Below are 10,368 nucleotides of genomic sequence, written 5' to 3'. Positions count from 1 at the left end.
ATTTGGCACTGACATTCATCGACACACTGTTGAGTTCTCAAAGAACACGCACACACCATCACCACCAGCACACTCGCTAGCCGCTCCGGGGCAACCGCTCCAGCCTAACTCCTGCCAACCCCCGATGCAAACGGGAACCTCCAGGACATCTCGAACACACCAATCGAAATCAGCATCTTCGGGAAGTTCAGGCGCCTTCGTCCAACCTCGTGTCCCCCGCCTTCCGGCCGGGGTCGGTGTCCGTGTCGCTCTGACTTGGAATAAGTTACGCGACGAACACCCGCTACGCCAAATTGCCTGGTCAGCCTGCTGGAAGCGCCTTTTTACGGAACCCAGTACTTCGCGGCGAGTTCCTCGATGACCACATCGCCGTCGGCTGCCTGCTCCAGCGCGGCAAGATCCGCATCGATCGACACCAGCCGGGGATCGTCACCTTCCGCCTCCTGGACCGGGTGGCCTCCGTCTTCGGCGAGCTGGCGGAGCAACTTCTCCCGGACCCGGTCCTTCAGCGAATCACTCATACACGAATCATGACCGTGGGGCGGAGGGTTGTCGAGAGCAGCGCCCGGTCACTCTTCGGCGTCGTCGGGTGCCTTCACGTTGTCGCTCTTACCGAAGACTCGGAGCGCTGTCGGAATGAGCACGATCAATGCTCCGAGGATCGCAATCAACGAGAAAACCTGCATTGCCATCTTTGAACCGACTCTCTGTTTCATGCCGGCGGCGACCGTCGTCAAACCGGCGCCAGCCAGCTTCCCCAAGATGTATTCCTCGTGACCGTAAACGCCGCGAGAGCGATCAGCACACCGACCATCACATATGGACGGATGCCGATCGATCGAGCGCGCGCTCCCGCCCAGCGGCGCTGCGCCCACCGCACCCACAAGTACACCGAGACAGCGAGCAACGGAACGATCAAGGCGTTGCTCGACAACGCGGCCCCGATGTCCAGATCGGTGAGGTCGTGGACAGCACGAAGGCCCCCGCAGGCCGGACACCACCATCCCGTCAATGCGTACACGGGGCAGAAGCCGTACGCACCCGACTGATGTGGATCGCGAAAGTGCAGGAGAGCGACGGCGGCGGCCGCCCCTGCAGCAACCGTTGCGGGCGCACCGAGCGCACGTAGACCCGCGACCTGTGAGGTACGGGTCCGATTCTCGATGTCCACGCTTCCAGTCTTCCGGATCTTTCCCCGCCGCGGCGGGTCGGGACTGCGAACGACACGGATCCCCGTCCTCGACGTGTCGGATCCGAATACAACTCTGGCCCTCCCCGAGGAATCGGGAAGGGCCAGAGAACCGCTGAGCTGCCTGAGAGAATCGAACTCTCGACCTTTTCATTACGAGTGAAATGCTCTACCGACTGAGCTAAGGCAGCGGTGCCTTTCGGCGGTGGCGAGTCTAGCGCCTCAACCCCGAGTATGCGAAAACGGCTCCCTGAACGCGTCGCCGAGGCTGGCCACCATGGCGTCGACAGCCCACTGTGGTTTGACGTTGACAGCGATCGCCTCACGGCACTCGAGTACCGCTTCGATGCACTTCAGCAGGCCTTCCGGCGAGGTTCTCGACGCGAGTTCCGCAGCTCGGTCGGCCATGTCGGGATGGTTTGCTGCGGCTGCCGATCCCCACGTGGCGGCGAGGGCGTCGCGGTAGAGACCCGCGAGATCGATGAGAGCGCGATCCAGCGCATCACGTCCCGTGCGGGTAGCCCTCGACTTCTGCCGCTTCTCCAGATCCTTGAGTACACCGGCCGATCCTCGGATTGCCCCGGCAGCGCCCTTGCCGGTGCCTCCTGCACCCAGGGCGGTGCGCAACTCTTCCGTCTCCTGCTCGTCTCGCGCCGCACTCATCTCTTTCGCTTCGGCATCGGCTGAGCGCACCAACTCCTCGGAAGCCGCGAACGCAGTCGCGGGTCGCAATGCCGCGACCGCAAGGTCCAGGGCTTCCTTGCGACGAATGCGGGAATTCAAGTCGGTCGCCAGTCGCCGTGCCCTCCCTACGTGACCGCCGCTGATCGACGCGGCAAGGCGCGCCTCCTCCGGCTCCACACCATCCCTCTCGCGCAGAACCTGAGCGATGGCGTCCGCCGACGGCGTGACGAGGGCGACGTGCCGGCAGCGCGACCGCAGGGTCACCGGGATGTCTTGGGGATCGACGGAAGGAGCGCACAGCAAGAACACGGTGCGATCCGGCGGCTCCTCGACAACCTTGAGGAGAGCGTTGGCCGCGCCCTCGGTGAGACGGTCTGCGTCCTCCACGACGACGATCTGCCAGCGACCGGTACTGGGCCTGCGGGAGGCCGTCTGCACGATGGCCCGCATCTCCCTCACGCTGATGCTCAGTCCTTCCGGAACCACCCGCCGCACATCACCGTGGGTGCCTGCCATTGCAGTGGTGCAGGAGTGGCACGCACCGCAGCCAGGGACTCCGTCACTGGTGCATTGCAAGGCCGCGGCGAAGCACTGTGCGGCCACCGACCTGCCCGAGCCTGGGGGGCCCGTGAAAAGCCACGAATGCGTCATCGACGCCCCCATTGAGCCGAGTCCGAGACGGGCCGCCGTAGCAGCGGCTGTCAGTTCGGCCTCGACGTCTGCCTGGCCCACCAACCGGTCGAATACGGTCACGACGTCAGACTATCCCGCACCTGCAACACCCCCGACGCCCCGCCGTACCGGCTCACGCCTTCTTGTCCGCGGCCTTCTTCGCAGCAGCCTTCTTCGCCGGTGCCTTCTTGGCAGCAGTCTTCTTCGCCGCGGCCTTCTTGGCCGGTGCCTTCTTGGCGGGAGCCTTCTTCTTGACAGGTCCGCGCGCCCGACGCTCCGCCAGCAGTTCCGACGCCCGAGCGTCGGTGATGCTTTCCACTTCATCGCCCTTGCGAAGGCTGGCGTTGGTTTCGCCGTCCGTTACATACGGTCCGAACCGGCCGTCCTTGATCACCATCGGCTTCTCACTGACCGAGTCGACGCCCAGCTCCCGCAGGGGCGGCGTCGCCGACGCCTGCCGGCCGCGGCGCTTGGGCTCCGCGTAGATCTTCAGGGCCTCTTCCAGCGTGACCGTGAACATCTGGTCCTCGGTGGCGAGTGACCGCGAATCGGTGCCCTTCTTGAGGTAGGGACCGTACCGGCCGTTCTGGGCGGTGATCTCTTCCTTCGATTCGGGATCGATACCCACCACCCGCGGCAACGACAGCAACTTCAGGGCGTCGTCGAGGGTGACCGTGGCCAAATCCATGGACTTGAGAAGCGAACCGGTTCTCGGCTTGGGACCCGCTGCCTTCTTCGCCGCCTTCTTGGCAGGGGCTTTCTTCGCAGCCGTCTTGGTCTTGGTGGTGCCCTCGGCAGGCTCCGGCTCGGTGACCGGCACCACGGCCGGTTCGGGCTCGGGTTCCGGCTCGGGAAGGATCTCCGTGACGTAAGGGCCGAACCGGCCCTCCTTCGCCACGATCTCGTGCCCGGTCAGTGGATCGACTCCGAGCTTGCGGCCCTCCTGGGGGGTCGAGAACAGCTTCTCGGCGTATTCGGGTGTCAGCTCGTCCGGCGGAAGGTCGTCGGGCAGGTTTGCCCGCTGTGAGATGAGGTCGCCCTCGGGGTCGTCCGGGTTGCGAACCATCCGCTCGAGGTAAGGACCGAAGCGTCCGACACGGACATGAACTTCGCGGCCTTCGGCGTCGTCGAAGAGTCGGATGGAGTTGACCTCGCGAGCGTCGATCTCTTCGAGATTGACACCGACCATCTTCTTCAGGCCACCCTCGCGGGCGACGGAACCCTCGGCGCCGTGATCACCGCCGAAGTAGAAACTGCTCAGCCAGTTGCCGCGCTGTTCCCGGCCACCGGCGATTGCGTCGAGGTCGTCCTCCATCCCGGCGGTGAAGTCGAAGTCGACCAGCCGACCGAAGTGCATCTCGAGGAGACCGATGACGGCGAACGCGACCCAGGACGGCACCAACGCACTACCGCGCTTGTAGACGTATCCACGGTCGAGGATGGTCTTGATGATCGACGAATAGGTGGACGGGCGACCGATGCCCAGCTCTTCGAGGGTCTTGATCAGGCTCGCCTCGGTGTACCGGGCCGGTGGATTGGTGGTGTGACCATCCGGATCGAGTTTCGTCGCGGTGACCGCCTGGCCCTCGACGAGCACCGGCAGGCGCGACTCCGCGTCGTCGGACTGGCCGCCGGCTTCTTCGTCGACACTTTCGACGTATGCCTTCAGGAAGCCGGCGAACGTGATGGTGCGGCCCGACGCGGAAAACGTGCATTCTTCGCCCGTACCCGCCGTACCCGAGATTCGCAGGGTGAGCGTGGTGCCGCGGGCATCGGCCATCTGGGACGCCACGGTGCGCTGCCAGATCAATTCGTAGAGCCGGAACTCGTCGGTATCGAGCCGTGAGTGCAGCTGCCCCGGAGTCTGGAAGACGTCGCCCGCAGGACGGATCGCCTCGTGAGCTTCCTGGGCGTTCTTCACCTTGCGGGTGTACTGGCGCGGCGACGCGTGAACGTACTCTGCGCCGTACAACTCGGTGGCCTGCGCACGCGCTGCGGCGATGGCCGATGCAGACAACGTCGTCGAGTCGGTACGCATGTAGGTGATGTAGCCGTTTTCGTACAACCGCTGGGCAATGCGCATCGTCCGCTCCGACGTGAATCGAAGCTTGCGTCCCGCTTCCTGCTGGAGGGTCGACGTCATGAACGGTGGGTAGGGCTTGCGCGTGTACGGCTTGCTCTCCGCGGACGACACGGTGAGGTCGACACCGGCGAGGGATTCGGCGAGCCTCTGTGCACGGGCCTCGTCGAGCACCGTGACCGTGCCGGTCTTCAGCTGGCCGTCCGAGCCGAAATCGCGACCCGACGCGACTCGTGAACCGTCGACACTCACCAGACGGGCCCCGAAGCTGCGCGGGCTCGCGTCGGCGCCTGCGTCGAGGGTGGCCGAGATGTCCCAGTAGGACGCGGACCGGAATGCCATCCGCTCGCGTTCACGCTGAACGATGACACGGGTGGCGACGGACTGCACACGGCCCGCCGACAACTTCGGCATGACCTTCTTCCACAGGACCGGGCTGACCTCGTAACCGTAGAGACGGTCGAGGATGCGCCGAGTTTCCTGCGCGTCGACCAGGTCGGTGTCGAGTTCGCGGGTGTCGTCGGCGGCCGCTCGGATGGCCGGCTCGGTGATCTCGTGGAAGACCATCCGCCGAACCGGAATCTTCGGCTTGAGAGTTTCGAGCAGGTGCCAGGCGATGGCCTCGCCCTCACGGTCGGGGTCGGTGGCGAGGAACAGTTCGTCGGCGTCCTTGAGGAGGCCCTTCAGTTCGGTGACCTTGGACTTCTTCTCCGGACTGACCACATACAGCGGCTCGAAATCATGATCGACATCGACACCGAGTCGGGCCCACGGCTCACCTTTGTACTTGGCCGGAACATCGGCGGCGCCGCGAGGAAGGTCACGAATGTGCCCCACCGACGCCTCGACGACGTAGTTCTTTCCGAGGTAAGGAGCAATCTTGCGGGCCTTGGTCGGCGACTCGACGATCACGAGGCGGCGAGGCTGGCCGGACGCTCCCGCCGCATCCTGCGCACTGCCGTTGTCACCTTTTGCCACCTGTTGCCCGAACCTTCCTGAAGTCGATCGCTGCCACCCGACAGTTGTGCAGACAAACCGTTTATACCGGGTTCGCCTATTACTAGAGTGACATACCGGGGAGCCGTCCTCGCAGATCAGTACTGCCTACGCGGTCCTACATGTGGGGCCAACCGGTACGGTCGTCCATATTTCCGGGTGCTTCGCCGATACTCTCGACGAGTCTGCCGAGCCTACGCCGACCCGATATTCGAAGGCCGGGACCTGACCCGCGCGTGCCTATCAACGTCGGCGCCATACCCGCCCTCATCAAGGCCTGAGCCAGTGGCGCGTGGGTGTCCGGGGCGTGCGAATCGAGTCCGAGAACGAAGCGTTCCCCGTCCGCTTCGCCGTGGCCCGCAGCCAGAGCCCAGAACCGCAGCTGCCTCCCGGACGGCACCCAGCCCGGCGGCACCGCCTTCACCGCGCCCCTCGTCCACTGCTCCGCGAGGGGCCGCAAGTCGACTACCGAAGCGGTGCGCACGAGCGGGCTGCCCTCGTCGCTCCGGGTGATCTCGGCTTCCAGCCCCGCCTCGGCGATCAGCTCGGCGATTCCTTCCGCGCGCCACAGCGCATCCACCACGATGGAAATCCGCGCGCGGCCGCCGCCGGAGACCACCTGGCCCGACGCTGCGAGAAGCCCACCCAGATCCGCAACCGCCGGTGGAAGTGCCTCCGCAGAGAAGAAGGAGAGCTGACTCATCGACCTACCCCCTTCTGCCACGTCACTGTGGCCACCAGCATGGAAAACGAATCGTCCCCCACCGCCTCGGGCGATGGGGGACGATTCGGACGGAATCGCGAGATCCCGCCTATCTGATTTTCGTGTCCACGGAATGGACGGCAGAATCAGACTGCGCGAACGCCGGTTGCCTGGGGGCCCTTGGTGCCCTGGCCGACCTCGAACTCCACGCGCTGGTTCTCCTCGAGGGTGCGGAAACCGCTGCCCTGGATCTCGGAGTAGTGAACGAAGACGTCAGCGGAGCCGTCCTCGGGTGCGATGAAGCCGAAGCCCTTTTCCGCGTTGAACCACTTCACAGTGCCCTGTGCCATGCTTTTCCTTCTCTTTCTAACCACCGGATTCGGCGGACAGCACGTACAGTCCGCCGGGCCGGTTCCGACCGCTGTACTTCTTGATTTCCCCCTCAGGAAAAGCAGAGCACCGCGTTCGCAACATCGATCCTGCGAACGCTCACTCTTTCAAGCCCACGAACACAGAAGCTGCGACCAAGATGTAGTCAACCATGAACTCCGCGAACGCAACAGTCGAAAACGGAACAATTCACACAAAATGTTGATCTTGTAGCGAACAGCCGCGAATCGACGCATCCGGTCGGCACGTGCCGTACCCCCGGAAACATCCTGAGGAGTCGACTCGCTATCATCATATATGCAGGTCGTGGCGGTGTAGAAGCTCCTCGCCCCGCTCCATCGACAGCCCGGAGAGATCAGTGAGCACACCGTTTTCGCCCCGTGACGACAGTGGAAATACTGGCGAAACATACGGTCGCGAGTTGCTCGACAGGGTGCTCGATGGCGTCCCGCCGAGCGAAACGCCATTGACATTCGCCGCCGAAATGCCTGCTCGGACGTCGGCACTGACGGATTGGCCCACGTGGGCGCACCCCTCGGTCGTCTCGGCCCTCCAGCAGAACGGGATCGCCCGCCCGTGGAGCCATCAAACGGCTGCCGCCGATTTTGCCCACCAGGGCACGAACGTGGTGGTGTCGACCGGAACGGCATCGGGAAAGTCGCTCGCCTACCAGCTACCGGTACTCACCACTCTGGCAATGGATCCGCGGGCGACCGCCCTCTACCTGTCACCGACCAAAGCCCTGGGCGCAGACCAGTTGCGGGCGGTGACCTCGATCATCGACGCTACGGACGACCTTCGGGGCGCTTGCCCTTGCATGTTCGACGGTGACACACCGTCGGAGGTGCGGCAGTGGGCGCGCGAGAACTCACGGTGGCTCTTCACCAACCCCGATATGCTGCACATCTCCCTTCTCCGGACCCATCAACGGTGGTCGCACTTCTTCCGCAATCTGGCGTTTGTCGTAATCGACGAATGCCACTCCTACCGTGGTGTCTTCGGCTCCAATGTGGCTCTCGTCCTGCGCCGACTCCGACGCATCGCGGCGCGATACGGGGCCGACCCCGTCTTCATCCTCGCCTCCGCCACCACCGCCGAACCCGGCTCCGCCGCGTCCCGCCTCATCGGGGCGCCGTGCGCCGAGATTGTGGACGACGGGTCGCCCCACGGCCCGCGGACCATCGCCCTCTGGGAGCCACCCCTCATGCGGGAGGTGACGGGAGAGAACGGGAGTCCGGTCCGCAGGCCTGCAGGTTCGGAGGCCGCACGCATCATGGCCACCCTGATGACCGAGGGGGCACGTACTCTCACCTTCGTCCGTTCGCGGCGCGGCGCCGAGCTGACTGCCATGGCCACCAAACGCCTACTCGCGGAGGTCGATCCCGACCTTGCCACACGGGTCGCGTCGTACCGCGCCGGCTACCTGGCCGAAGACAGACGCGAACTCGAGGCAGCCCTCGCCGACGGCACACTGCTCGGTGCGGCAACGACGAACGCGCTCGAACTCGGTGTCGACATCGCCGGACTCGACGCCGTGGTGGTGGCGGGATTTCCCGGGACGGTCGCCTCGTTCTGGCAGCAGGGAGGCCGCTCCGGCCGACGTGGTGAAGGATCGCTCGTCGTCCTGGTAGCCCGCGACGATCCGCTGGACACCTACCTCGTGCACCACCCGTCCGCACTCTTGGACAAGCCGGTGGAGGCCACCGTCACCGACCCGTCCAATCCGTACGTCCTCGGTCCACAATTGCTCTGCGCAGCAATGGAATTGCCGCTTTCCGATGCCGAAGCAGAAAAATTCGGCGGCCTCGACGTCCTCGCAAAGCTGTCCGAACAGGGCCTGATTCGCAGGCGCGCCCACGGTTGGTTCGTGACTGCGGGAACAAATCCGCATGGCGCACTGGATATCCGGGGTGGAATCGGTACGCAAGTAGCAATAGTGGTGTCGGAAACCGGACGTCTGCTGGGAACTGTCGACACCGGTCGCGCCCCGGCGACCGTCCATCCCGGCGCCGTACACATCCATCAGGGGGAGTCGTATGTCATCGACGAACTCGATCTCGATCAGGGTCTTGCCCTGGTTCACGCCGAGGACCCCGATTGGACGACCTCGGCCCGGGAAACCACCGAGATCACCGTGACGGCTGTGCTGGAGCAGAAACTTTTCGGTGACGTCGAAGTGGCGCTCGCCGAGGTAGAGGTAACGCACCAGGTGATCGGGTACCTGCGCCGACTGCCGTCCGGTGAAGTACTCGACTCGGTGGAGTTGGACATGCCGGAGCAGACCCTCTGTACCCGTGCCGTGATGTACACGATGACCCCGGAGCTGCTCTCCCGAGCCGGTGTCGCGGCCGAACGAGTGCCCGGATCTCTCCACGCCGCTGAGCACGCAGCCATCGGACTCCTGCCCCTGGTCGCGGTGTGCGATCGCGAGGACGTCGGCGGCGTCTCGACGGCGTTGCATGCCGACACCGGCTTGCCCACCGTGTTCGTCTACGACGGACACGCCGGCGGCGCCGGATTCGCCGACCGGGGCCACGCCGAGCTCGTGCGGTGGCTGGGCGCGACCCGGGACGCGATCACTTCCTGCGAGTGCACCTCCGGTTGCCCTTCCTGTGTGTACTCACCGAAATGTGGAAACGGAAACGACCCCCTCGACAAGGACGGTGCTATCCGAGTCCTCGCGGCGGTGCTCGACGCGCTCGGATGAGCGGCCGTCTCATTCCGCAGGTCCGGCCCGAGCCACTGCCCGGGCATCTCGAATGCCCAGCGAGGACAGCAACATCGGGGCCGTGACCGTCACCACCACATCCCAGTCGTCGACTGTGCAGTCGACCACCTCGGCGTGCATCCGCTCCGCCACGGCACGCGCCGCAGCGCATGCGGACTCGCTGCCCCGGTCGAGCCCCACTCCGGCGGCCAGGGCCGCAAGGTCCGCCGCGGACTGAGCCCGATGCCGCACCGAGACCGCCGAACCGAGGTGCAGCAGAGTCGCCGTTATCACCACCAGCGCCGCGAGCCCGAAACACGCGAGCACTGTGGCGGAACCACGCTCGTCGCGAGCATTCATCGCCCACCCCACCCAGCGGCGGTGGGCTCGCGTACCGCGACAGCTTCGGCCGAGATATGCACGAGCGGAAGGAGCGGACTGCGGGCGCGTACGGTGGCGACGACGAGATCCCCCTCCTCGCGCAACACCACGTCGGCGCCATCAGGAGCCACCCTCGCCGCTGCGGACATCGCCGACTCCCGATCCCCGCGAGCAGCGAGGCGAGCCGCTTCACGGGCCGAGTCGACACAGCGAACATGGAGCGTCGCCGCCGTGATCGCTCCGATGCACAGGACGACCACCACCACGATGGACGCGATTGCGATGGCCGCCTCCACCGTGACCGCCCCCGCATCCGAACGCCGCAGCCCCCTCGACTGTGTCATCAGACCGTGGTACTCAGCGCTTTGTCGATGATATTCGTCAGCGCGGTCACAATGCTGTCACCGGTGACCACCGAATAGAGCACCGCACCGAACGCCGCCGCGGCGATCGTGCCGATTGCGTACTCGGCGGTCGACATCCCCTCCTCCTCGACCGCAAGCAGTGTCAGGCGAGCCGTCAGAGCACGCATCGTGTTTATCATCATGTTTCCCCCTTGTTGTACC

At 65.1% G+C, this 10,368-nt stretch carries 11 protein-coding genes and 1 tRNA gene; 1 reads left to right on the top strand and 11 read right to left on the bottom strand.

The genetic code is table 11. From position 1 onward, the window contains the following. Positions 1–323: 323 nt before the first annotated feature. The 8 genes from ACH49N_RS10070 to ACH49N_RS10035 form a co-directional block, all read right to left on the bottom strand. Positions 324–521 (bottom strand): hypothetical protein, encoded by a 198-nt coding sequence (locus ACH49N_RS10070; protein WP_159918994.1) that lies wholly within the window; start codon positions 519–521, stop codon positions 324–326. A gap of 48 nt (positions 522–569) precedes the next feature. Then, positions 570–692 carry a hypothetical protein gene (locus ACH49N_RS10065; RefSeq protein WP_257792467.1) on the bottom strand — a complete coding sequence of 41 codons (123 nt, stop codon included), beginning with the start codon at positions 690–692 and terminating at the stop codon, positions 570–572. A 41-nt stretch (positions 693–733) separates the two neighbouring features. Further along, positions 734–1,171: a DUF2752 domain-containing protein gene (locus ACH49N_RS10060; RefSeq protein ID WP_159918993.1), complete on the bottom strand. Its 438-nt coding sequence runs from the start codon at positions 1,169–1,171 to the stop codon at positions 734–736. Positions 1,172–1,307: 136 nt separating this feature from the next. After that, a tRNA-Thr gene (locus ACH49N_RS10055) sits at positions 1,308–1,380 on the bottom strand. Positions 1,381–1,411: 31 nt separating this feature from the next. After that, positions 1,412–2,626, bottom strand: a complete 1,215-nt coding sequence (locus tag ACH49N_RS10050) for a DNA polymerase III subunit delta' (RefSeq protein ID WP_358271449.1) — start codon at positions 2,624–2,626, stop codon at positions 1,412–1,414. Positions 2,627–2,678: 52 nt separating this feature from the next. Then, entirely contained in the window at positions 2,679–5,603 is a 2,925-nt protein-coding gene (gene topA / locus ACH49N_RS10045; protein WP_159918992.1) for a type I DNA topoisomerase, read from the bottom strand. Between the two features lie 136 nt (positions 5,604–5,739). Next, positions 5,740–6,324, bottom strand: a complete 585-nt coding sequence (locus ACH49N_RS10040) for a hypothetical protein (RefSeq protein ID WP_159918991.1) — start codon at positions 6,322–6,324, stop codon at positions 5,740–5,742. A gap of 146 nt (positions 6,325–6,470) precedes the next feature. Continuing rightward, positions 6,471–6,674, bottom strand: coding sequence for a cold-shock protein (locus ACH49N_RS10035; RefSeq protein ID WP_005248460.1), 204 nt, complete (start codon positions 6,672–6,674; stop codon positions 6,471–6,473). Between the two features lie 398 nt (positions 6,675–7,072). On the opposite strand from ACH49N_RS10035, the gene ACH49N_RS10030 reads away from it, so the two are divergent. Next, positions 7,073–9,421, top strand: coding sequence for a DEAD/DEAH box helicase (locus tag ACH49N_RS10030; RefSeq protein WP_358271453.1), 2,349 nt, complete (start codon positions 7,073–7,075; stop codon positions 9,419–9,421). A gap of 9 nt (positions 9,422–9,430) precedes the next feature. Here ACH49N_RS10030 and ACH49N_RS10025 read toward each other — a convergent pair whose 3' ends face one another. The 3 genes from ACH49N_RS10025 to ACH49N_RS10015 are packed head-to-tail and all read right to left on the bottom strand — an operon-like array spanning position 9,431 to position 10,349. Continuing rightward, a complete protein-coding gene (locus ACH49N_RS10025) occupies positions 9,431–9,781 on the bottom strand; it encodes an Rv3654c family TadE-like protein (protein ID WP_159918989.1) in 351 nt (116 codons plus the stop codon). Further along, a complete protein-coding gene (locus ACH49N_RS10020; protein WP_109326385.1) occupies positions 9,778–10,146 on the bottom strand; it encodes a TadE family type IV pilus minor pilin in 369 nt (122 codons plus the stop codon). The genes ACH49N_RS10025 and ACH49N_RS10020 overlap by 4 nt, the downstream gene beginning before the upstream one ends. Further along, positions 10,146–10,349, bottom strand: a complete 204-nt coding sequence (locus ACH49N_RS10015; RefSeq protein WP_358271455.1) for a DUF4244 domain-containing protein — start codon at positions 10,347–10,349, stop codon at positions 10,146–10,148. Before ACH49N_RS10015 ends, ACH49N_RS10020 begins: the two co-directional genes overlap by 1 nt. Between the last annotated feature and the right edge of the window lie 19 nt (positions 10,350–10,368).

It is taken from the genome of Rhodococcus sp. NPDC019647 (genome assembly GCF_044389235.1).
GTDB lineage: Bacteria > Actinomycetota > Actinomycetes > Mycobacteriales > Mycobacteriaceae > Rhodococcus_F > Rhodococcus_F oxybenzonivorans.
The sequence above is the reverse complement of the archived record's forward strand: the minus strand, read 5'-3'. Positions and strand labels throughout refer to the sequence as shown.